This is a genomic window from Paenibacillus sp. GCM10027627, from assembly GCF_042675505.1.
Classification (GTDB): Bacteria; Bacillota; Bacilli; order Paenibacillales; family Paenibacillaceae; genus Pristimantibacillus.
Map to the genome: position 1 here is coordinate 272,065 of NZ_JBHTHB010000002.1, position 23,930 is coordinate 295,994.

The 23,930-nt window shown below is 49.8% G+C and carries 21 protein-coding genes; 3 read left to right on the forward strand and 18 right to left on the reverse strand.

Annotated elements, in window-relative coordinates; all coding sequences use genetic code 11:
• Positions 1–13 precede the first annotated feature (13 nt).
• Both ACFQZE_RS09295 and ACFQZE_RS09300 read right to left on the reverse strand, forming a co-directional pair.
• A complete protein-coding gene (locus tag ACFQZE_RS09295; RefSeq protein WP_379356063.1) occupies positions 14–1,021 on the reverse strand; it encodes a sensor histidine kinase in 1,008 nt (335 codons plus the stop codon).
• Positions 1,018–1,710 (reverse strand): response regulator transcription factor, encoded by a 693-nt coding sequence (locus tag ACFQZE_RS09300; protein ID WP_379356065.1) that lies wholly within the window; start codon positions 1,708–1,710, stop codon positions 1,018–1,020. Before ACFQZE_RS09300 ends, ACFQZE_RS09295 begins: the two co-directional genes overlap by 4 nt.
• Before the next feature lie 209 nt (positions 1,711–1,919).
• On the opposite strand from ACFQZE_RS09300, the gene ACFQZE_RS09305 reads away from it, so the two are divergent.
• Positions 1,920–2,573 carry a hypothetical protein gene (locus tag ACFQZE_RS09305; RefSeq protein WP_379356067.1) on the forward strand — a complete coding sequence of 218 codons (654 nt, stop codon included), beginning with the start codon at positions 1,920–1,922 and terminating at the stop codon, positions 2,571–2,573.
• Positions 2,574–2,703: 130 nt separating this feature from the next.
• Here the strand turns inward: ACFQZE_RS09305 and ACFQZE_RS09310 are convergent, their stop codons facing one another.
• The 6 genes from ACFQZE_RS09310 to ACFQZE_RS09335 form a co-directional block, all read right to left on the reverse strand.
• Positions 2,704–3,633: a VanW family protein gene (locus ACFQZE_RS09310; RefSeq protein WP_379356069.1), complete on the reverse strand. Its 930-nt coding sequence runs from the start codon at positions 3,631–3,633 to the stop codon at positions 2,704–2,706.
• 72 nt (positions 3,634–3,705) lie between these two features.
• Positions 3,706–4,062, reverse strand: coding sequence for a hypothetical protein (locus ACFQZE_RS09315; protein ID WP_379356071.1), 357 nt, complete (start codon positions 4,060–4,062; stop codon positions 3,706–3,708).
• Positions 4,063–4,146: 84 nt separating this feature from the next.
• A complete protein-coding gene (locus ACFQZE_RS09320) occupies positions 4,147–6,363 on the reverse strand; it encodes a right-handed parallel beta-helix repeat-containing protein (RefSeq protein ID WP_379356073.1) in 2,217 nt (738 codons plus the stop codon).
• 152 nt (positions 6,364–6,515) lie between these two features.
• A complete protein-coding gene (locus tag ACFQZE_RS09325) occupies positions 6,516–7,853 on the reverse strand; it encodes a DUF445 domain-containing protein (RefSeq protein ID WP_379356075.1) in 1,338 nt (445 codons plus the stop codon).
• 2 nt (positions 7,854–7,855) lie between these two features.
• Positions 7,856–9,142, reverse strand: coding sequence for a DUF445 domain-containing protein (locus ACFQZE_RS09330; RefSeq protein ID WP_379356077.1), 1,287 nt, complete (start codon positions 9,140–9,142; stop codon positions 7,856–7,858).
• Between the two features lie 230 nt (positions 9,143–9,372).
• On the reverse strand, positions 9,373–10,479 hold the full coding sequence (locus ACFQZE_RS09335) for a peptidoglycan-binding domain-containing protein (protein ID WP_379356079.1): 1,107 nt from the start codon (positions 10,477–10,479) through the stop codon (positions 9,373–9,375).
• 454 nt (positions 10,480–10,933) lie between these two features.
• On the opposite strand from ACFQZE_RS09335, the gene ACFQZE_RS09340 reads away from it, so the two are divergent.
• Entirely contained in the window at positions 10,934–11,563 is a 630-nt protein-coding gene (locus ACFQZE_RS09340) for a 3'-5' exonuclease (protein WP_379356081.1), read from the forward strand.
• Positions 11,564–11,949: 386 nt separating this feature from the next.
• On the opposite strand, the gene ACFQZE_RS09345 is transcribed toward ACFQZE_RS09340, so the two are convergent.
• The 10 genes from ACFQZE_RS09345 to ACFQZE_RS09390 form a co-directional block, all read right to left on the reverse strand.
• Positions 11,950–12,672, reverse strand: coding sequence for a nucleoside phosphorylase (locus ACFQZE_RS09345; protein WP_379356083.1), 723 nt, complete (start codon positions 12,670–12,672; stop codon positions 11,950–11,952).
• 1 nt (position 12,673) lies between these two features.
• The gene (locus ACFQZE_RS09350) at positions 12,674–13,345 is read right to left on the reverse strand and encodes a sulfite oxidase-like oxidoreductase (RefSeq protein WP_379356085.1); all 672 of its coding nucleotides are present in this window, start codon (positions 13,343–13,345) and stop codon (positions 12,674–12,676) included.
• A gap of 21 nt (positions 13,346–13,366) precedes the next feature.
• A complete protein-coding gene (locus tag ACFQZE_RS09355; RefSeq protein ID WP_379356087.1) occupies positions 13,367–14,290 on the reverse strand; it encodes an ABC transporter permease in 924 nt (307 codons plus the stop codon).
• Positions 14,274–15,347 (reverse strand): ABC transporter permease, encoded by a 1,074-nt coding sequence (locus ACFQZE_RS09360; protein ID WP_379356090.1) that lies wholly within the window; start codon positions 15,345–15,347, stop codon positions 14,274–14,276. Before ACFQZE_RS09360 ends, ACFQZE_RS09355 begins: the two co-directional genes overlap by 17 nt.
• Positions 15,340–16,839, reverse strand: coding sequence for an ABC transporter ATP-binding protein (locus ACFQZE_RS09365; protein WP_379356092.1), 1,500 nt, complete (start codon positions 16,837–16,839; stop codon positions 15,340–15,342). The genes ACFQZE_RS09360 and ACFQZE_RS09365 overlap by 8 nt, the downstream gene beginning before the upstream one ends.
• A gap of 56 nt (positions 16,840–16,895) precedes the next feature.
• Positions 16,896–17,936: a BMP family lipoprotein gene (locus ACFQZE_RS09370; protein WP_379356094.1), complete on the reverse strand. Its 1,041-nt coding sequence runs from the start codon at positions 17,934–17,936 to the stop codon at positions 16,896–16,898.
• A 181-nt stretch (positions 17,937–18,117) separates the two neighbouring features.
• The gene (locus tag ACFQZE_RS09375) at positions 18,118–18,567 is read right to left on the reverse strand and encodes a MarR family winged helix-turn-helix transcriptional regulator (protein WP_379356096.1); all 450 of its coding nucleotides are present in this window, start codon (positions 18,565–18,567) and stop codon (positions 18,118–18,120) included.
• A gap of 157 nt (positions 18,568–18,724) precedes the next feature.
• A complete protein-coding gene (locus tag ACFQZE_RS09380) occupies positions 18,725–19,675 on the reverse strand; it encodes a D-alanyl-D-alanine carboxypeptidase family protein (protein WP_379356098.1) in 951 nt (316 codons plus the stop codon).
• A 96-nt stretch (positions 19,676–19,771) separates the two neighbouring features.
• Entirely contained in the window at positions 19,772–20,875 is a 1,104-nt protein-coding gene (locus ACFQZE_RS09385) for a sensor histidine kinase (protein ID WP_379356102.1), read from the reverse strand.
• A complete protein-coding gene (locus ACFQZE_RS09390) occupies positions 20,865–21,572 on the reverse strand; it encodes a response regulator transcription factor (RefSeq protein ID WP_379356104.1) in 708 nt (235 codons plus the stop codon). The genes ACFQZE_RS09385 and ACFQZE_RS09390 overlap by 11 nt, the downstream gene beginning before the upstream one ends.
• A 294-nt stretch (positions 21,573–21,866) precedes the next feature.
• On the opposite strand from ACFQZE_RS09390, the gene ilvD reads away from it, so the two are divergent.
• Complete coding sequence (gene ilvD / locus ACFQZE_RS09395) at positions 21,867–23,552, forward strand: dihydroxy-acid dehydratase (RefSeq protein ID WP_379356106.1); 1,686 nt, start codon at positions 21,867–21,869, stop codon at positions 23,550–23,552.
• The last annotated feature ends 378 nt before the right edge of the window (positions 23,553–23,930 follow it).

Here is a 23,930-nt window from a genome sequence, read left to right on the forward strand (position 1 = left end):
TGTGACAATGTTGTCACATGCTCGTCATTTGCACAAAGTCGTTCCGCTCGGGGAAAGTGAGGACAAACGTCGTTCCTTCACCAAGTCTGGATTCCACTTGAATGTCGATGAGTAGAGACTGAGCCGCTTTTTGGGCCAAATATAAGCCCATCCCCGTAGCCGCGCTGTCCCGATGGACCGTCGTCGAAGTAAATCCTTTGTCAAAAATGCGAGGCAAATCTCTCGGATCGATGCCGCGCCCGCAATCGGCTACTTCCAGCACGATATGGCCATCACCCCGGCGATAGCTTCTTACTGCAATATCGGAAGCCGAACTGTATTTCACCGCATTGGTCAGAAGCTGTCTGAGCGTAAAAGCAAGCCACTTGGCATCGCTGATTGCCGCAGGCTCGTCCAATCCAAGATCAAAGCCGATCCCCTTTTGAATACACCAAGATTGCAGCGTTCTGATCTCGTCAAAAATGACGCTTTCCAGATCGACGGTTTCGATATACAAATCGTTTTCCATAAAAGGGATGCGGCTTTGATGGAGCTGCTGATCCAGCAGCAAATGAATTCTAAGCCACTCATAAGTAAGCCCCGTTTTCATCGCGCCGTCATCCATCCGATCGATCATCAGTCTCATCGCGGTCAGAGGCGTTTTCACCTCATGAATCCAGGACAGCAGTTCATCCTTTTCATTTTCCAAAGCCATTCGGTTGTCCGTAGCGGCTCGCTTTAGCAGCTCCATCTGTCCCGTCATGGCGGAGGCAATCACTTTCTCAAACGGCGTTTCGGCCTCTGGTATACCGGCTTGCCCCACCGACGCCTCCATCTCCTCAAGGCCTCTCACAAATCTCGTTTCTTTATGGTATCGAATAATAAAATGCAATATAAATACACCGGAAGACAAATACAGCAAATAGAGCATCGACTCAAGCGGAATCGTCGAATCTACAATAACGATGAGCAAACCTAGAAGCTGTAGGACGACAAACAAAACAATCCAGCTTCGTCTCTCCGTCACATATTTTTTGATCATGATGCCTGGCCTTCCTCAACCGCCATATAGCCAAGTCCAACCTTCGTTTCGATAAATTGCCCGAGACCAAGCTCGTCCAGCCGCTTGCGCAGTCGGTTTACATTGACGGTCAGCGTATTGTCGCTTACAAATCTTTTGTCATCCCACAGCCGATTGATCAGCTCTTCGCGGGTGACGATTTTGTTCTTTCTTTCAATTAGCATCTTCAAAATAAACACTTCGTTTTTAGTCAGCTCGATCGAACCCGCACCGCTTGTCACCACATTTTTTTCATAATCAACCGTTGCTCCGCGCCATGTTTTCAGCTCCGTCTTCTCCGCATTATAGTTGTAGACCCTACGGAGAATCGCTTGTACCTTCACGATCAGCACGTCGAAATGAAACGGCTTCTGAATATAATCGTCGGCGCCAAGCTGCATCGACAACACCATATCCGTCGGATGATCGCGTGAGGACAGGAAGATGATCGGAACATTGGAATGCGACCGAATCATTCTGCACCAATGAAAGCCATCGTATTTGGGGAGCTGTATATCGATGACGACAAGATCGGGGTTAATCGCTGTAAACTGCTCCATCACCCCGCCGAAATCCGTTATGCCATGCACCTCATAAGACCATTGGGACAGCCGGTCTTTGATTTCGTTAAACAAAGTAATATCGTCTTCTATAAGCAATAATTTGAACAAGGAAGTCACCGCTTTTTTTAATAGTCATAAATAGTCGTTCTATAGATTGTATCGGAAATGGATTACTCCGGCTAGAGTGAGGAAAAGTTTAGGAATATTTAAAATTATAATTTATTGCCATTTTTGTAATATATGATATATTTATCGTGGGTTGGCTAATAGAATAGAGTCGACAGCCAAACTTCCCATTTTGAGAGGAGAGAACGGTTATGAAAAAAGGCTTGTCTATGTTGTTGCTTGTCATCATGTTGATGACGGCGGGAAGCAGCGTCTTTGCAAATGGTGCATTTTCGAGCTGGACCACGTATCAAGGCGAACTATCTCCGGGAGTGTATAAAGCAGATATAGCTTGGACCGATCTCGGCAGCGACGTCGCTTATTATGAAGTGGCTAGAGTGCCCGTCATGTACCCATGGGGAGGCGCCATTGTGCAAGGCTGCGCCCAATTGACAACGACCGTTTGCAGCGACTCGGGCGACATCGGCACTTATTTGAAATATTATGTAAAAGCTTATTTGAAAAACGGTACGGTCGTGAGTGCTCCGGCGCTTGATGTGAACTTTAGCGGATATACGGGCGCACCGGCAACTCCTGCCCTTACGATTCAAAGCCTCGGCAACCGCACTTATAGTGTCGGCTTCACCATCAGCCAAGGCGGCAATAATGCGGATATTTGGGAGCTGCACCAAAACGGTCTAAATATTAATAATTTCCAGGGCAGCTTCCTCTCAGAGAACGGTACCGCCTACCAAAGCGCATCCAAGACGATCAGCCTTTCTCCCGGAACCTATCAGTTTAAAGTCATTGTGAAAAACGGTTTCGGCAGTACGCAATCGATTACGCAATCGCTTGTTGTGTCCTAGCACCGACTAGTTAGTTGATCCCTGTACACTATAGTTAAAACAAAACCGCAATCGCTTAGCGGCTACCGGGAATAGGGCAGTACAACCCTCCGGACTCGCATTTGCGATTGCGGTTTTTTGAATATCCCCTCTACTCGCCACTTACGTTCCGACCGTCCAGCTTCACTTCCTCCGGCAGCTTTTTGGATGCGCTAGGCACCTCCCTTGGGCGAAGCTCCACTAGCTCGGATGAGCAAATGATAATGCTTACTGCACCTGCTCCCGCGTAAGACCGGATAAGAATGGGCTGATCGTACGGGTTTTGAAAAATAAAATCCGGCCCATGCCAGCTCACGGTTGCATCGCGGCCAGGCGGCACGTAATGGACGCTTCGACTATGTGAATATCGCTCCAATATGGTCAGTCCGGCTCGGTCGACTGCGTTGAACAGAGTAGAAGAAACTTGACAAATTCCTCCGCCAATATCCTCGTACATTTCCCCTCTTACAATGACAGGAGCGCGCAAATACCCTTTTTCCTTCGTCCGTTTCCCAACGGTTTCGTTAAACGAAAATTTTTCTCCAGGAAAAACGACATAGTTATTAAGCGCCTTTGCCGCAAGAGCAATATTAGAGGAACGGTTGCGGTTCCGGTTATTGTAATAACTGGCATATTGGCCGATTGATCTGGATTTGATCGCAGACAGCACCTCGCTGTCCACTCTCGGATAATACTTCCTTGTAGGAACTTCCAGACGCGTCGGCTCGCCCTCCATCATATAACCGTAAAACAACGCTTTAAACCGAGTGCGGTCGAGCAAATAGCCGGGCTGCTCAGGCACAATTTTCCCGGCTCCATCTAGTGTAGCATTAACCGAATCCCTATCCACTCTTCCAGCTACTCCATCCATCAGCTTGTTCAGCTTATGTTCGTTCACAAGCGGCGCTCCAGGCAGAGAGTGCCAATAATCGTCGCGTGACACTTCCTCCGCCACAACATCTCCTTGCGATTCAATCGTTAAGTGCGGATATGCCCACTGCTGGATGACAAAAAGCAAGGCAATCAGCCCATTCCATCCCATTATTTGCACAACTCCCGGTTCCAGAGTAACCAGAATAGTATGCGCCGCATGTCTCCTGTCCATTCCTTAACGTCATTTTTTCTCCACTTGCAAAAGCGTCACTTGCTTCAAAGCAAACGTATGTTTAAGCTGCTCTTCGGATAGAACTCTAAGCTTAATCAAGCTTGAGATTCGGGCAAGATCGGGCTTTGACAAAAGCCGCCAAACTTGCGGATCGGGCAAAGCCTCATACAATTTAGTATCGTCGTATTCCTTTCTTTCCTGCTTGACAAGCTTGACCTCAAAATGGCCGACCGTCGTTTCCGTAACGCCCAATTGCTCGCAATAATCGACGATGGATTGGCGTAGCTCCGCCAGCTCCTGCTCGATTTCCTTATGCTTCGCTTTTAGCTGAAAATATTTGGCTACCTGACGATTCAATGCGATCACGCTCCCCTTCTATTTGTATATATGCGAAGGAGGCCTGGCATAAGTCATAAAACGCCCGCTTTGGCATAAGCCCGGTACATGGAGCTATTTCAATACATTGTTCACATTTTTATCGTTTGCCTTGAGCGCAAGCTTCGCTTTTTCGAGCACGTTGTTTTCTATGAGGTACGAAGGGGCTCCCACCCCGGCATATACGGTTGAAATCCCGACAGCAGCCACATTGGAAACAATCGTATTGCCTGTTACGGTCGCTTTCAAAATATCGTGATTCTCACTGCGCTTCCAATAATCGTTGAATCTAATGATCTCCGTTTTTTCGCTCGTCAGCTTTCTGGCTGTTATGCGGTTGTTTTCGAGCAGTACGCTACTTGCTTTCTGAATGCTGATCGCTTGATTGTTTCCTAAAAGCTCGAAGGTTGAATTTTTGATGGTCAAATCAAGCCCGGCATGCTCCCCTGTCAAAGAAGCTGAGGCGGTTGAGCTTGCCGTAAAGGTACAGGAATTAAACTCGTATTTCCCTCCCATACCTAAGTTAACTGAACCGTGCGCGCCCCCCTCTGCGCCTGAAAACTCACAGTTGTTATAAGTAGCGGGCGGCAAAGACAAGCCCAGTTTGGAATTATAGCCGATGACCTTCAGACGGTCGATAATGCTGCCCGGCTCTACACCCCCTGTAAATGTGCGAAGAGCGGATTCGCCAACGATCGTAATGTCGCTAAGCCGAATTCGTTTTCCCCATAACGAAAGTCCGGATTCCCGCTTGTTGTCTAGACTTGTAATTTTAACGTTTGACACCGTATTGCCGAAAGCTTCCTTGGACGTTATAGAGAGAATAGAATCCGTCAGCTCCATGCCGTCAATTTTAATTTTGGTGCCGAGAAACGAGGCAAGCGAACGGTCCATCCGATTGTCAGTGAAAGTGGCGTTGTTGTAGGCCATAATGCGCGAGCCGTCAAAATGATTGTTTCGAATCGTCGCCCCATCAAACGGCTCGGAAATTGCAAGGCCAATTACATCTTTGGAAGCCAAATGATTTCCTTCCACAACGGCATTGATGCCGTCGTACAAAACAACATCGTACGAAGCGTTATTGTGGAACTTATTGTTTTTAATCGTAATGTTGCTGTTGAAATGGCCGTTGTAATGGTAGCCGCCTTCCACGTCAATTCCCGCTTGCGGCAAAGTTCCTTTCATATGGTGCAGCTCGTTGCCTTCAATAAGCACTTGATCCGCTCCGCCAACCGTTATGCCTTGTCGACGATTGTACGCAAACTCCGAATTTTTGACGACAACGTTGGAGCTGACGGTCCGGCTCCACATTTCTACATAAGCGCCTTTGCTGTCGGCCTTGTGGAAAACAAAGTGAACGGATGTCGCTTGCGCTGGAATCTGGATCGACTCCCTCATCTTTTTGTCCTTTAACGTCCCAACAAGCTTATTCGATTTGTCAAAAAAGTATAGATCGTATTTGAGCGGCAGCTTCATCGCATTTGACAATTCAAACTCTTTTTTTACTTTAAACAAAGGATGATTTAAATTAAGCGGTTTTTGAGTTCTAATTTTATTTTTGCTCGCAATCGCTTTGCCCTTTTCGTCGAATTCGCCGGAAACAAAACTTTTTTCATATAAGTCCATAATAAGCGAACCGTGGCCCCCGATGATTAGGCCGTCGCCCGTAAAATCGGTTGAGGAAACCCCGTCAATCGTAACAGAGTTTGCTCCTTCCAGCGCTATGCCGAAACCTCCCTCATGCGTTCCGGAAGAATGTACATTGTCTTTTTGATCGAAGTTATGCCCATTTCGGTCCCCCTTATAGGCTCCGCCCTTAATGGTCACCTGCTCGACTCCAAAGCCGACATAAAGGGTATGATACAGCTCTTTTCCGTTGCTTTCCTTTTGAATAACGGCACCGTCAGGCAATTGAAACAACATATGGCTCACCATATTGATGCGGCTGTTTTTATCGATCAAATAGGTGCCTTTAGGCAGCGTTACAGCCTTTATTCCGCTATTAGACGCCCATTTTAAGGCGTTGTTGATTCCTTTTGTCGTCTCTACAGGCTTCGTCCCATTAGACGAAATGCCCCACCGCTTCAAATCGATGAGATGAGGCTGCACCTCCCCTATGGAAGCCGCGCCCGTTGGCTGTGACGCCGCTTCGGCTGTCGGTGCCGCTGCCGCTAAAATGCGGTTTTCAGCTTCGATATTGAAACTTTCCAGCTCTGCCGCCCCTGTCAAAGGCTGTGGCAGTAAACTAAGCTGCAAGCCGATGACCAAACTCCAAATCCATTTTTTCATCATGATCCTCCATCCACATTTGTACTCTGTTTGCGTTTCATTTTTTATGCTTTATTCACTATATCATTCCAGGTATTCTTTATAAAGAACGCCAAAAGTCCCTTTAAGTTGCGGAAAAAAGCAAAAAGCTTGCGCCCATAGGCACAAGCTTCTTTTTATAGCCATTCCAATATCGGAGCATATACGCCCTGCAAAAAGAGAAAAAGCAATGCCCCGACCGCCGCTCCGATAACGGCACCGTTCAACCGAATTCGCTGCAAATCCGGCTCCACTTTGCTTTCGATAAATTGCACCAGCCGCTCTTCCGTAAAACCTTCGAGCGTCTTGCGGGCGATTTTCCCGATAATCGCATGCTCCTGCTCGATAATCCCGCCGATAAACCCTTTTAAATAACCGTCTAATTGCCCCTTGGCCGCCTCATCCGATTTAAAATGATTCCAGAAGCGATCGAGCATATTTACGATCCATTCCTTGATATCATCCGACTTCAAAGGTGCTTCATCCACTACTACATACTTCATCTCTTTATGAGAGATCAGCATATCCCTAATTGATTCAATTAGAGCGCGAATAGACGGCTGGAACGATACCTGCTCCAGCAGTTGCCGTTTCCATGCCTCGATAGCGGCGGCAATATCCTCGCTCGTTTCCAAAATATCCGCCAGCTCGTATATCCGTTTTTCAATTAGCTGCCTAATTTCGTGGTCGGGATTTCGCAATTCAACCATAAAGCTTTGCAAATCTCGATTAAGCGTCGCCGCTGCATCGTCGAAATTAATGGCGTCCGCCGCTTCGGCGAAATCGACCAGCTTTTTCTTGAACCACCTTGTAATCGAGCCGCCCTCATTTACAAACTTGTCCTTTTCTTTTGTCAGCATAGCTCGGATAGCCAATTTTGTTTCTTCGCTCGAAGCGCGCTCTGCAGCATAATCGACGAGATGGCCGAGCCATTTTTGAAAATCGCTATTTTCCAAAACCCATCTGAGCGCTTTGCCCGCATAAGGGGATAGATTGACGCCGAGGAGCGCTTCTCTAGCATGCCGATCCAGCTTTTGCGACACCCCGTCAGGATTGATCTTGCGCAGCAAAGCAAGCAGCAACTGCCAGCTTCTCTCCGCAGCGGGACGCTCTCCCTGCTTGCCGTCCAACCATTCTATGACGGAATCCACAATGCTGAATTCCATCAACTTCTCTTTGATCAGCCCTTTGCTGAGCAGTTGTTCCTCCACCATCGCGGCAACGCCTTCCACCAGCTTGTTGCGGTTGCGCGGAATGATCGCGGTATGGGGGAACCATTTTAACCCGAATGGGTGTCTGAACAGAACCGTTACCGCAAACCAGTCGGCAAGAGCGCCGACAAGCCCTGCTTCAGCCGTATAAAGCAGCAGCCGCGACCACCACTGGCCGGGGTAAACATAGAGGCAAACAGCAGCGGCAACAAAAAGAATGGCTAATAGGATTAGCGATAGGTTGGCCTTTTTTCTCATCGTCATCGTTATTTCCCTCCAATCCAAAACGTAAGAAGGAATAGGGCCATGCCGACGAGACAGCCGACAATCATTCCATTAAGCCGGATATATTGAAGATCCTTGCCTGCTTTTTCCTTCACAAGCTTGATTAATTCCTCATCGGTAAAAGCTTCCAGCTTGGCTTTGACCATCCGCCCGATGTAAGCGTGCTTTTGCTCCAGCCACGCAAGCAGCATCGATTTTGTGCCTTCGTCAAGCGACTTTTGCAGCGGCTCGCTATTTTGCAACACTTCAATCGCCCTGTCGACCTCATCCTTCAGCCAGCGAAGCGTAATATGGGAGTCGTCTTGATCGCTTTGGGAGTTCAAAATCTCCTCCTGCAAAGAGGCAATTCGCTTTTGGATAAAGGACTCCAATTGAAAATGCTCCTTTAGAACGTTTAGCAGCTTCAGTTTTCCGGCCTCGACACGCTCGCGCAGCCCTTCGTCCTCCCTTAAGCGCTGAATAAGCTCTGTCAGCACTTCTTTCATCCGTTTGCGCTGAGGATGATCCTCTTCCTTTAATCGTTCCAGGAAAGCAACTAACCAGTCCTGCACTTTGAGGCTGATCGAAGGAGCGCTTAGCCCGGCTGTATAATCGACCAGCCTGCGGCGAAATTTCTCCCCTTCGTAAGAACGAATAGCGGAGCTGGCGAATTGTTCAATCACTTTGCGGAAAGGCTCTGATTTCACCAACTGAATAAATGGCTGAATCATATAAGTGACGATTCGGTCATCGTAGCCGTGACGAAGCGTCCAATCGCCGATATCCGCGAGCAGATCGGAAGCTTGCAGCGCATCCGCATGACCTTCCAAAAAAGCGTGCAGGCTGGCAGCCAGTTCTTCCGGGTCTGTTTTTGCAAGCAGCTCACTGGCCAGCTTTTGAGAAATTCCGTGAACGTTTGTTGCACCGCCGTTTTCTGTAATATACCTTACAATGACGTTTCCCAAATGATGCTCCTCTAACGTGCCGCGAATAGCGTCCACCGTAAGAAGCTCATTTTCCACCATGTCGACCAGTTCGCCAACGAGCCTGTCCCTATTTTTAGAAATAATATGAGTGCCCATCCACCTTGGCCATTTGATTCGAAGCGGATCGCCGAACAGCGCTCCAACGGCAAAGGAATCCGCAAGTCCGCCGATCGTTCCGGCGCTGAAGGCGGCAAACAGCAATCCGCCCCAAAAGGTGTTCTGAAACGGAAACGCCGCCAAAATACCTATAAAAGATATCGCTAATAGTCCGTTAGCTTTTGATCGAATGGTCCATCTATTCATGCTGCCGCTCCATTCTGACACTAGTATCGTTTAATGACAGTTTACCCTTATTTGGTACGTCGATCCACTCTGTACGTTCCACTCGCTATGTATGAGATCGTTCATCCATGTATCAAAATGCAAAAAGCCGCTCCATGACACGTCCCTTTATTAAAGGGAGTACCATGAAACGGCCTCTGTTAAACATTCATTTCGTTAAACTGGACTCGCAGCACTTGCATCGTCCCGGTTTAATTAGAACCTTTTGCATCTGGCTTGCCTTTGCCAGTGCCAGCTCCGCCAACGTTGCCGCCTTTGTTCGCGCCACCGCCTGTGTTGCCACCTACGTTGCCGCCTTTATTTGCGCCGCCGCCAGTGCCGCCACCGCCGATGTTGCCGCCTTTGCCTGCTCCGCCGCCAGTGTTTCCACCGCCGATGTTGCCGCCTTTGCCTGCTCCGCCGCCAGTGCCGCCACCGCCGATGTTGCCGCCTTTGCCTGCTCCGCCGCCAGTACCGCCACCGCCGATATTGCCGCCTTTGCCTGCTCCGCCGCCAGTACCGCCACCGCCGATGCCGCCTTTACCTGCGCCACCGCCAGCTCCGCCACCTTCGCCGCCTGCACCGCCACCAGTTCCTCCGCCTGCGCCGCCACCAGCTCCTCCGCCTGCGCCGCCACCAGTTCCTCCGCCTGCGCCGCCACCAGCTCCTCCGCCTGCGCCGCCACCAGCTCCTCCGCCTGCGCCGCCACCAGCTCCTCCGCCTGCACCGCCACCAGCTCCTCCGCCTGCACCGCCACCAGCTCCTCCGCCTGCGCCGCCACCAGCTCCGCCGCCTGCGCCGCCACCAGCTCCGCCGCCTGCGCCGCCACCAGCTCCGCCGCCTGCACCGCCGCCTGCACCGCCACCAGCTCCTCCGCCTGCGCCGCCACCAGCTCCGCCGCCTGCGCCTTTGCCACCGGCTCCAGCTCCGCCTTTGCCTTTGCTTTGTGCTTTGGCACCGGACTTCGCCGCTCCTTTAACAGTTGAGTACGAGTAGCTAATGGATTGCAGTGTTTTGACATCTACTGAACCCGTCGCTTTTAGGCCATGCGTTTTTTGGTAATATTTCACGCCTTTTACTGTTGCCGGCCCGTAATAGCCATCAATTGGACCCGCATAACTGCCGAGCGACTTCAGCATCCCCTGAATGACATAAACGTCGGGACCTTTTGCCCGCTTCCCGATCGCCATAGTCTTATGTGGCAGGCTGAACATTAAAGCCAGCGTCAACAATGCTACGCTTAAGTATTTCACCGATTTCCAGCCCAATAACCTCTGTTTGCGCTTGTTGTTGCGCGCTTCTGAATGTTGCTCCATCATTAGCCTGCACCTTCCCTTTATCTCAATTGATTCATGCTCCAAAGTTACTATCCCCAAAATCCTTATTTCATTTCATCTTTTTTGCAAAAAAAATGAACAGTGTTAAAAGCGAACAATTTCTCGACCAATTTGTGGAATAGTATAGACAAATAAGACCGGACGAATAAAGCCAATCGCCACAGTTAAACACTAATTGAAACAGCAGGGAGGAGGAAATTCGATGGCGAAACAACAAGGACATGCCAACAAAAACACAAAAACAAAATCATCCGATAAAAAAGGAAACGCATCAGGCAGCAACCACTAGTCCTTTAAAACGGAAAAATTAAAAATCCAAAAAACCCCGTCAATCATGGCGGGGTTTTCTTCTGTCGAAAAAAGGGAAATGGCCGCCATTGTCGAATACATAAAGAAACAAATTTAACTGAAATGACATAAAAAAGCGGTGATTCCTATGCAATTTATAAAAAATCATTCATTTACGATATTCGATTTTGAAACAAGCGGCCTCGACCCGAAAAACGATCGTGTAATCGAAATGGCGGCCATTAGAGTTGTTAATGGAGTTGTAGCCAGTGAATTCAGCACGCTTGTTCAATATGAAGGTAAGTTAACGCCAAAAATTACGGAACTGACAGGCATTACTGACGAAATGACGGCATGCGGCATGGATGAAGATACAGCGTTCCGGATTTTGAACCGAATGCTGGGCGATCACATTCTTGTTGCTCACAATGCTGCATTCGACTTAAGCTTCCTTCACCATTCTCTAATGCGTATTGCCGGGCGTTCCTTCAAAAATGATTTTATTGATACGTTAACGATCAGCAGAGAGCGGCATGTCTATCCTCACACCCTCAAAGATATGTGCGACCGATATGCCATCCCATTAATAGGCGGTCATCGCGCTTTGAATGACGTTATTGCTTGCTGGGAGCTGTTTCGTTCTTTGGACGACGAGCAATCCGCCGAGCCGTACCTAAACACTTTAGGCTATATGAAAAAATACGGACCCCCGGCCTGGAGCCCCCCGCATGCTAAACTAAAACCAGCCGAGCTGAAGTATGCTCCGAAACAAGCGTAAGCGGCCAAAAAGATAACCGCCCTGTTAAGGGCGGTTTATTGTTGTAAACTGCTCACTGACGCTTGCATCGTTTAAATACCAACATACAAGATAAACATAGCCTACTTTTAAAAAGAGAAAAAGCTAACATAAAAAGCGCAAGCTCTAGAGCTGTACTCGCCCCGAAGCTTGCGCTTTTTAAACGTATCCTCTTTAAAATCACTCTAAAAGTTACGTATAAATTCTATTGTCCCACTGTTTAAGTATTTTCTCACACCACTATATCATCAAAATGCGTCTCGTCCGCACCGCTAGTGGTTTTTCACACCACTAAATGGCCGAGATGCCCCTCGCTCCAACCTATAACGCTTCCTAGCTCGCGCCACTAAACCGCGCCAGTCCCGCTCTTACCCGGCCAGCTTCACAATCGCTTTAAGCGCTGTTTCAATTTCGCGATCGACCGCTTTTGCGACAACATCGGTATGCGGATCGTAATCCGCTGCCAAATCCGAATCGGCGTAGCCGTCCAGCGCCACAATGGCGCCTGCCTTGGCGCCGCGAAGAGCCGACACTACGTACAATGCGGCAATTTCCATCTCGACGGCGAGAACCCCCGCTGCTTTATACTGCTTATGCGGCACCTCGACCACGCCTGCAAAAAAGACGTCCAGCGAAACCGTAATTCCCTTTTTGACGATGCCTTCGCTTTCGAGTGCCGTTTCATACAGCGCCGTTACAATGTCGCTGTCCGCCACAGCCGGAAACCCTGCAGGAACGAGCTGGCTCGTAAGCCCTTCCGCCCTTACTGCAGCGGTGCTCACAATTAAGCTCCCTGCCGGATGGTCGGCGGAATAAGAACCCGCTGTTCCAACCCGGATAAGCGTCGTCGCTCCTCCGCGAATCAGCTCTTCAAAACAAACGGCCGCTCCCGAGGAGCCTACCCCATGGCTGACCACAGCCAGCTTTACGCCGTTGTACTCTCCAACAAATGTGCGGTATTCACGGGCAAAGGACAGCTCAACCGCGCCGTCCAGCTTGCGGGAAATCGCCTCGGCACGTCTAGGGTCGCCACATACGATAGCAAACGGCGGCAGGTCTTCCGAATTGATTTGCAAAATTGGCAAGTACATGCTAATCAAACTCCTTTTTTAGCCATTCGTCTTCTGGCATCTCGTTTTCTTCACTTGTAAACCGCTGCTCCAAAAAAGGATCGGCATAGTTATGGAAGCCGTTGCGTTCCCAGAAGCCGGGCCGGTCTTCCTTCATAAATTCAATGCCTCTGATCCATTTGGCGCTTTTCCAAAAATAAAGATGGGGAACGATGAGGCGCATAGGCCAGCCATGCTTATCCGTAAGCGGCTCGCCGTCAAAGCGATGCGCCAATATACAATCGTCTTTCATCAAATCTTCCAGCGGTACGTTCGTATCGTATTCCTCATCTGCATGAATCATGACATATTTAGCGTCCGGGTTTGCGCCAAGCAAAGGAAGCAAGTCCGAAAACCGAATGCCCTCCCACTCCGTGTCCAGCTTGGACCAGCGCGTTACGCAGTGAATATCGCGAACGATTTTTCGCTGGGGCAGCTCAAGCAGCTCATGGAAAGTAAACGTCCGCTCCTTCTCCACCTCGCCAAATACACGAAGCGTCCATGTATCCAGATCGTATAAAGGGATTTCTCCTTCGTGCAAAATCGGAAACCGCTCCGTTACCGTCTGTCCCGGCGGCACCCGATGCCGAATCTCTGCCGGCACCTCCGGCAATTTCGGAGACACTCTTTTGAGTCGTTCCGCCTTGTTGTGCATGTCTCGTCACCTCCAAAGTTGTTAGCGGGAGCTTTCGTTCGATTTGCGCGCTTCCTGCATATAGCCTTTGTCTTTAAAGAAAAACATCGCAATAATCGTGACTACATACGGCACCATCATTGTAAAATGAGTCGGCAGCGTCATCCCTTGCAGCCTGATGCTGAGCGACTCCATAAAGCCGAACAGCAAGCTTGCGGCTGCTACGCCCAGCGGATTGGACTGGCCGAGCATCGTCGCAACAAGAGCGATAAAGCCTCTTCCCGCAGTCATTCCTTCGGTAAACATCGTCACGTTGCCAAGCGACAGCTGCGCGCCGGCAAGGCCGCATAACGCCCCGCACAGCAATACGGCGCCGTATTGGATGTTAGACACCTTAATGCCGAGGCTGCGCGCCGCGGTCGGATTTTCTCCGGCGGCTAGCAGCCGGAAGCCCGATACCGTTTTGAACATATAAAACTGCAAGCCAAGCACAATAAGGATCGACAAATAGACGAGCGCCGAATGGCCGGACAAAATATCTCCTACAACGGGAATGTCTTTTATAATGGGAATCTCCCATTTAGGCAGCCCGACCATGTCTTTGCTGTAGTAAGCTCCTTTTACGTTAAAAATGGCTCGCAGCGCAAACGTCGTAAGACCAAGCGCAAGAAAGTTAAGCGCTATGCCCACCACAATAACGTTCGCCCTCAAATGAATGCTCATATAACCGAACAACATCGAAAAAGCGATGGAGCATACCATAGCAAACAAAACCGAAGCCACGACGCTGCCCGTCAAGTAGTTGCCGAGGATGGCGGAAAAGGCGCCGATGAGCATCAGCCCTTCCAAACCGACGTTAAACAAGCCGACTCTAGCGCAAATTGCCCCCCCAAGCGCAGCTAGCAAAATTGGAGCAACGGTCCGAAAAGCCGAAGCGAATAAAGATATATCAAACAGCTGATCCATTTTTCGCCCCCGCCTTCTCTTTCTTCCGCTTGATGAATGAATACGTAAACTTAGCCGACACAAACAAAATAAGAACGGCTTGAATAATGCTGGACACTTCCAAAGGAACATCCGTATTGCGTTCCATCCCCATTCCGCCCGTTTGCAGCGCCGCGATCAAAATGGCCGCAACGGCTGTACCGATAGGATGGGAGCCTGCCAAAAGCGTTGCCATAATGCCGGACCATGCATAGCCGGGAGAAGTAAGGGCGCCGTCCAAATAACGGTATTGCGTTCCAAGCACCTCAACCGAACCGGCGAGACCCGCCAGTCCTCCGCTGACAAACATCGTGGCCATCATCAGCTTGCCGCGGCTAACGCCTCCGTAACTAGCGAATAGCGGATTGCCTCCAAGCATTCTAATCTCATAGCCTTTGACCGTATGTTTCATAAAAATATACAAAATAATAGAACCCGCTGCCGCCAGCAAAAAACCAGCGTGCAGACTCATCCCTTGAAACAGTTTAGGGAGCCAAGCCGATTGGTCGAGCATAACCGTCTGCGACATCGCCGCGGAGCCAGATGTGTCTTTAAACGGATAGGTGACCATATATCCCGCGAAATAGGTGGCGATATAATTGAGCAGCAGCGTCGTAATGAGCAAATTCATCCGGAACTTGGCGTCCAGCCAGCCTGCAAAAGCCGACCAAATTCCTCCCGCGATGATGCCGGAAAAGATCGCCGCGATCATTTTCAGCCAGCCCGGCCCCGGCATATAAATCGCCGTCAACGCGGCGCTAAGCGCGCCAAGCACCATTTGCCCTTCCGAGCCCATATTAAAAAATCCAGCCCGAAACGCAAGCGCCACCCCAAGTCCGATCAGTATAATCGGCGTTGCCCGACTAAGCGTATTCGTCACAAAATAGAAGCTGCCGAAAGCTCCTTTCCACATTTCCGCATAGGTTTCCAAAATTGAGCCGCCTACAATCGAGATCGCTACCGCACCTACGGCAAGTCCCACGATGATCGCCAATATAGGCTGAAGCAAAGAGCGAGCGGCTCTGAGCAGCTTATCCAACTTCCTTACCTCCCGCCATGAGCAAGCTAATCCGTTCTTCTGTCGCCGTTTCCGCCATCAGCTCGCCGACAATCTTCCCTTCGAACATTACCAAAATCCGATCGGAGAGCTTCAGCACCTCCGTCAGCTCGGAAGAAACGAGGAGGATGGCTCCCTTTTCATTTCTTCTTTGCAAAAGCTCGCTATGTATCAGTTCCATCGCGCCCACATCAACACCTCGCGTCGGCTCCGCCGCAATAAGAAATGGAGTGCCTTGCGCAAGCTCGCGGGCTACTATCAATTTCTGCAAATTGCCTCCGGACAAATATTGGGCTTTCGTATGCAGCGAACCCGTCTTAATTCCAAAGCGCTCTACCCAGCCTGACACCATCGTTCTAATACCGGACTGGCGCAAAAAGCCGTATTTCCGATGGCGAATCGTATGCCCCATCAGCCCGTTTTCCATTACATCGGCTTCTTTGGACACTCCCCATTGATACCGGTCTTCCGGAATGTGAGCGAGGCCGCCCGCACGGATCGAACCGACAGACGCTCCCGAAACCTCGCGGCCTTGCAGCTTCACGCTGCCTTCATCCGGCCTCAGCAGTCCCGAAATTGCTTGCAGAAGCTCGGATTGGCCGTTGCCGGAAATGCCGGCGATGCCGAGAATCTCGCCTTCTCTCACTTGTAAAGAGACGCTATCAAGCGCGGGCTTCGTCCGGTTGCCGCGAACGGTAAGCGATGACACTTCGAGCACAGTCCCACCCGTATCCATCCGCTCGCGCGAAAGCTTCTCTAGCTGCCGACCGACCATTAGCCGTGACAACTGCTCCTCATCGGTGTCCGCCGCATCCACCGTTCCCGTTACTTTCCCGTCGCGCAGCACTGTAATCCGGTCCGCCACTTCCATAATTTCTTGCAGCTTGTGGCTTATAATAATAAAGCTTTTGCCCGCAGCCGCAAGCGTTTTTATAGCGTTAAGCAGCTCTTTTACTTCAAGCGGAGTCAGTACGCCGGTCGGTTCGTCCAAAATAATAATTTCGGCGCCTTGATAAAGCACTTTCAAAATTTCCACACGTTGCTGAACGCCAAGCGAACATTCGCCCACTGTCGCTTTTGGATCAACTGGCATCCCGTAAAGCTTTGCGAGCCTTTCCGTTTCACTAGCGGCTGCTTTGCGGTCAAAGCCGACCGCCTTGGCCGGTTCTTTGCCGATAACGATGTTTTCCGCGACCGTAAACGACGAAAAAAGCATAAAGTGCTGATGCACCATGCCTATGCCATGTTTGATCGCGTCAGTTGGGCTTGCCAGCGTTACAGCCTTGCCATTCAATACAATTTCACCGCTCGTAGGGCTCTCCATTCCGTACAAAATGCGCATCAGCGTCGTTTTGCCGGCGCCGTTTTCCCCAATGACGGCATGAATTTCCCCTTTGCGGAGATTAAAGCTTACATCGCTGTTCGCCGTTACGTTGCCGTAAGTCTTCGTGATGCGATTCATTTGCAACAGCATACCGACACTCCTCTCAACAAGGAAACCGGCTGCGGGAAAGCAGCCGGTATCATTAATTATTTAGCTAGCGGGTTTACTACAACAATTTTTCCAGCTTTGATTTCTTCTGCTATAGCCTTCACTTTATCCACCGTTGCTTGACCGATGAACGGGCTAAGCGGAGAGTTGCTTTCTTTCGTTACGAAAGTCAGCCCCACGCCGTCTTCCTTAAGCCCGTAGTCCGCCGCTCCGAATTCAAACGTGCCGTTCGCGAAAGCTTTAACCGTCTCGTAAGCTACGGCGTCCGTTCCTTTCAGTTGGGACAAGACAACATGCTCAGGATCGATTTCAGTACGGTCTACGTCTTGACCGGAAGTGTAGAAGCCAAGCTCTTTTGCTGCTTCGAATACGCCAAGGTCGCCTACCGCAGCCATACCTGCGATAAAGTCGGCTCCTTTGGAATGCTGCAAGATGGCAAGTTCCTTGCCTTTTGCAGAGTCGTCAAAGCTGCCTACATAGTTAACGAAAAACTCGGCATTCGGGTTCGTATGCTTCAGCCCTTGCTCAAAACCTTTCGTATACTTGCTTAGCAACGGAGCGTCGATAGCGACAACAGCTCCAACTTTGTTCGTTTTTGTTGAAAGGCCTGCAGTTGCGCCAAGCAGGAATGCCGCTTCATGCTCGCGGAATACGACGCTGCGTACGTTTGGCTGGTCAACGACCGTATCGATAATCGCAAACTTTTTATTTGGATTTTCCGGCGCCACTTTGTTCAATGCGTCTTCCGCCTGGAAAGTTGCCGTAATAATCAGATCATAATTTTCAGCTACGGTTGAACGAAGATTTTGTTCAAATGCAGCCGGATCAGTCGATTCGATGGTTTTCACTTCAACTCCAAACTCTTCACCGGCGCGCTTAAATCCTTCATCCATCAGCGCAAAAAACGGGTTAACGCCAATTTGTTCAGGAAGCACAAGAGCCACGCGTTGTTTTTTGCCCTCCGCCTTGTCGCCCTCTGAAGCTCCCTCGCTGCCTTTATTGCTATTTGTGGAACCGCATGCTGCAATGACGCTTACTGCTAAAATGAGTGTAAGTAGCAATACAAGATGTTTTTTCATGCCGATCTCCCCTTATTCTCAATAAAAAGTGTAGTCACTAATTCCTATTTATCCTAGTTGTTTTGTAGGGATTTGTCAATCCTTAAATTGTCGACATAATTCTACTTTATTCTACATCAACCTTAGTTGGGCGCAAAGCCGTTTTGTAAATTTTCAAAAAGTTGTAACAATGGTTTCGTTTTCATTGTTGACTTTCCATATTTCGGCTCATTTTCCGAAATAGAGCTTGCGCCTGAATCATTTCATCCAGACTCATTCCTTTGAACAGCTTAAGCATCACTTTTTCGCGGACAAGCATCATACTTTTGACCATAGCATGTCCTTCTACCGTCAGCTTCAGCATAACGGCCCGCCTGTCCAGTTCGCTGCGCTCTCGCGTCAAATAGCCGAGTTCAATGAGTCGGTCGGCGATTCCGGTCACGGCCCCGCTCGTAATAAACAAACCTTCGGCGAGCACCGACGCTTTCTGCTCGCCTATTTCTGCCAGCAAAATAAGCATCCGGCCATGAGTCATGCCGAGCGAATGCTCATTGGCCCGATTCCATTCCGCCAAAATTAATTTTCTGACCTCGCGGAACGCTTCGTCAAGTGATTTCATGACGACCAGTTTTTCGTCATTTGAAGAATCCATCTGTTTCACTCCAATTCTTTCCCAATTCCTAAAGCACAGTATAGACGCGGGGCGTACAAGCGTCAATGCACAAACTGCGCCGGACAAAAGAAAACCAGCCGTGCGGCAACCGCTGGGCTGATCTTTTTTGCCAATATACGATTCCCGTTAAAGGGCTTTAATTAGAGTTCCCAATCGCCGCCTTTAAACCCGACCCCACCCCTGACGAAAAACCTAGCTCATAAAGCTGCATCGTCTCCAAAAAACGGGTTTCCATCGTTTTGGCCCCCATTACAACGGAAATGAGCCTTTTTCCGTTCCGCTTGGCCGTTCCCGTAAAGCAGTAGCCAGCGTTAGGCGTATATCCTGTCTTGAGACCGTCGTTGCCCGGGTAAGCGAACGGTTTGTCTTCCAGCATTAAATTGGTTGCGGACAGCGTTTTGCCTTGCGTAGACACTTTGACGCTGCCTTGGCTCGTTACCGCCAGCACCTCGGGGTATTTTCCGATTAAATACCCGGCTAGCATTGCCGTGTCTCTAGCTGTGAGAGCGGTATCCCGCTTATGCGAGGCGCCCGGCAAAGGCGCAATATCGGTACGGCTTAGACCGGTTGAATTGCCGAAGGCCGACACTCCCGACAAGCCGATGCGGCGTCCTTTTTCATTCATAAGCGCTACAAACGACTCTTCCGTGCCCGATATATGTTCCGCCAAAGCGACGGCCGCATCGTTTGCGGAATAAATCGTCATCGCATCGAATAGTTCCCTTATCGTCAAAGCTTGGCCCGCAGACAGTCCCATTTGCGAACCGGGCACATTTTCCGCATACAGACTTGCGGTCACGCTATCTCCCCACTGAATGGTCCCTTCGCGAATTTGGTCGAGCACAATGATTTCCGTCATCATTTTCGACATGCTGGCAGGAGGCAGTGCCTCGTGTGCATTTTTTTCATATAAAACTTCTCCCGTTTCCGCATCTATTAAAATAGCCGCCGAAGCGCTTAACAGAATACCATCTTCGGCTACCCACGACTTCACCCAGCCCGTCCCGAGGTATACGGCTACGGCAATCGTTGCGATGGCCGAAATGTGCCAGCCGTATCTTGGCTTCGCTTTTGAAACTCTGATCATAAACAAAATCTCCTCTCGCTGTTCCTTCCTCTTACGAGTATAGGGAAACAAGCTTAAGGAGACTGTAATGGAATCATAAATAATTCTTAAATCCTGTTAAAGAACAGGCAAGGTTACACGGAAGGCGGTACGATCCGTATTGCTTTTCGCTTCGATTGCGCCTCGATGCTTCTCTACGATGCTTTTGGAAATAGCAAGGCCAAGGCCGGAGCCCCCCGACCAAGCCGTTCTCGACTTGTCCCCTCGGTAAAAACGGTCAAAAATATGCGGCAAATCTAACGCAGAGACCGGTTCGCCATAATTGACAACTTCCACACTGACCTCGGTGTCCAATAGACAGATGTAAACGTCAATTCTTTTCCCCTCTTTGCCGTATACCATCGCATTAGAAATCAGGTTTTCAAATACGCGCGCCAGCTTGCCCGGATCCACCTTCACCATAATCGATTTCTCTTGGCAATGAAGCGAGCTGTCCATTCCGGCTTCCTGAAGCGGTACATGATATTGGACAAGCAGTTGGCCTAACATTTCTACCAAATTAATGGTGTCCAGCTTCAAAGCAATGGTGTCGTGCCGCATTCTCGTGTATTCAAACAAATCATTGATCAGTTCGTGCAAATGCTGAGACTTTTCATAAGCGATGGCGACATAATGGCGCAGCTCCACCTCGTCCCTATAGCGGTCCTGCTCTATCAGCCCCAAATAACCGACAACGGAAGTAAGCGGCGTCCGCAAATCATGGGATACGTTCGTAATAAGCTCGTTTTTGGCCTGCTCCGCTTTTCTCTCTTCCTCAAGCGCAAGCTGAAGCCGCTCGGACAACGAGTTGACGTTGCGGGCAAATACGTTGTACGCGTTACCTGGACTAACGCTGATTTGATGATTCATTTCCAACTGACCTTGCGCAATCTGCCTCACCGTATCGTTAATTCTGCCAAAGGTACGGAACAGAAACCATTGCATGATAATGAAGAAGATAACAAACAAAAACAGCCAGATGACCCAAAGTCCAAGATTGTTCGGAATATCGTTCACAACAAAATCTCCTACCCTCCATAAAAAGAAAAAGCTGGAGAAATTCGTTGTAATAAAAATAGCTACCACATAGATCAAGGCTAGACTGACCAAAGCGAACAAGCCGCTGAACGCCACATTGAGCATTGATCGCAGTACTAGCCGGAATACTACATTATCCTTCAATTTTATATCCAACCCCCCATACCGTTACGATCAGCTTCTCCCCAAGCTCCTTCTCCAGCTTGTCCCTCAGCTTGCTGATATGAACCATAACCGTATTGTTTGATTCAAAATATTTTTCCTTCCATACTTGCTGGAAAATATCTTCCGCGCTGAACACGCGACCCGGCTGGCTTGCGAGCAAATGGAGAATGCCAAACTCCGTGGAGGTGAGATGGAGCGGCCTGCCCTCCACATCGGCGGAATGGCTCAGCTTGTCGATGCGAAGCGTACCAAGCCTAAGTTCCTTACCTTCCCCCTCGCGCGCGGCTCCACCTTCCGCCGGCTTGCTGTAATGATAAGAGCGTCTTAGAAGAGAGCGCACTCTCGCCAGCAGCTCCAGCGGATTAAACGGCTTGGATATATAGTCGTCCGCTCCGGTCATCAGCCCCATAATTTTGTCCATATCGCCGGTTTTGGCGCTTACCATCAATATCGGGACATGCTGATCTTTCCGCAGCCGCCGGCATACTTCAAGGCCGTCCAGCTTCGGCATCATAATATCTAAAATAACAAGATCGAACGGATTTTGCTCATAGGCAGCCAAAGCGGCTTCCCCGTCAAACGCAACCGCCGTCTGATACCCTTCGTTTCGCAAATAAATTTCGATCAATTCGGCGATTTCACGCTCATCGTCTACAATCAGCACGCGACGTTCCACAACTACCAGCCTCCAACGTTATACTAAGTTGACATAAATAAGCCTTTGCAAACAAGGCTTTAATGATTCCACTATACATGAACGAGGCTTGAAACGTAATGCTTCCTTCGGCGAATTCATAAAGCTTAAGCGATTTTTAAGATTTAATTAATGAAAGCTGCCTCGTTTTGGCACTCCCTCTACTTATAGCCAACGCTTGTCCGTTATGATAAAATCAACAATATTGATTCTTATCTGTTATAAGGCTCGATGCGCTTTTTGCGCCTCGACTATATTTAAGGGGGAACAACATTTATGGCGGCCAAAAGAATGCGTTCTGACATGATCAAAAAAGGCTTCGACCGCGCGCCTCATCGCAGCTTGCTGCGTGCGGCAGGGGTTAAAGAGGAAGACTTTGACAAACCGTTTATCGCGGTTTGCAACTCGTATATCGATATCGTGCCCGGCCACGTCCATTTGCAGGAATTTGGCAAGCTCGTGAAGGAAGCCATTCGCGAAGCGGGCGGCGTTCCGTTCGAATTCAACACCATCGGCGTCGACGACGGTATTGCGATGGGCCATATCGGCATGCGCTACTCGCTTGCCAGCCGCGAAATTATTGCCGACTCCGTAGAGACGGTTGTTAACGCGCATTGGTTCGACGGTATGATCTGCATTCCAAACTGCGACAAGATTACTCCCGGCATGATTCTCGGCGCTCTTCGCGTCAACATCCCGACGATGCTTGTCAGCGGCGGACCTATGAAAGCGGGCAAAACATCCGACGGCCGTTCCATTTCCCTCTCCAGCGTATTCGAGGGCGTCGGCGCTCACCAAGCCGGCAAAATCAACGATGATCAACTGCTTGAGCTTGAGCAGTACGGCTGTCCGACATGCGGCTCCTGTTCCGGCATGTTCACCGCCAATTCCATGAACTGCTTGGCGGAAGGCCTCGGCCTCGCGCTTCCAGGCAACGGCACGATTTTGGCCGTTTCTCCTGATCGCAGAGAATTTGTAAAAGAATCCGCTCGCCAACTAATGAAACTGATCGAGCTTGGCCTTAAGCCTCGCGACATCGTTACCAAAGACGCGATCGACAATGCTTTTGCTCTCGATATGGCAATGGGCGGTTCTACAAACACCGTTCTACACACACTTGCCATTGCGCATGAAGCTGGCATTGACTACCCGATCGAGCGGATTAACGAAGTAGCTGAGCGCGTTCCGCATCTTGCCAAAATCGCTCCTGCTTCTGACTACCATATCGAAGACGTTCACAATGCAGGCGGAGTTAGCGCCGTATTGAACGAGCTATTTAAGAAAGAAGGAGCTTTGCATGGCGACTGTAAAACAGTAACTGGCAAAACGCTTCGCGAAAACGTGGCCGGCTGCGAGATTTTGGACACGGATGTCATTCGTTTGATCGACAACCCGCATACAGAGCGCGGAGGACTTGCGGTATTGTTCGGCAACCTCGCTCCTAACGGCGCCATTATCAAAACGGGCGCGGTAGACAAATCGGTTGGCGGCTACCACAAAGGCCCTGCCATTTGCTTCGACTCCCAAGACGATGCGCTCGCTGGCATCGCCGGCGGCAAAATTAAAGAAGGACATGTTGTCGTCATTCGCTACGAAGGACCAAAAGGCGGACCGGGCATGCCAGAAATGCTCGCCCCTACTTCCCAAATCGTCGGCATGGGCCTCGGCGCCAAGGTTGCGCTTATTACAGACGGACGTTTCTCCGGCGCTTCCCGCGGCATCAGCATCGGGCACGCTTCCCCTGAAGCGGCTGAAGGCGGCCCAATCGCGTTTGTACAAGACGGCGATATCGTAGAAATCGATATGAACAACCGTAGCATGAATGTTCTGATCAGCGACGAAGAGTTTGAGAAGCGCCGCGCCGCATGGCCAGGCTTCGAACTAAAAATCAAACGCGGCTACCTTGCCCGTTACGCTCATCTCGTTACTTCCGCCAGCACAGGCGGCGTAATGAAAATGTAAGGTTGGACTTATTCCCATATATAACAAAGAAGACGGAGCAGCTGTAGCTGCTCCGTCTTCTTTTTGGCTTGTGGATGAACACGTATTTCCAACACTCGAGGTTCCAACGTTAATAAGTCTCAACAGCTAACAAGTTCTGTTCAGCCCGATCCGGCACGTTTAGTTGTTTTTGGCACATCTGAATGCCCATTTCGCTCGATCCAGAACGTTTAGTTGTTTCTGGCACAACTAAATACCTCATTTCGCTCGATCCGGCACGTTTAGTTGTTTCTGGCACAACTAAATACCTCATTTCGCTCGATTCGGTACGTTTAGTTGTTTCTGGCACAACTAAATGCACTTTTTCGCTCTATCCGGCACGTTTAGTTGTTTGTGGCA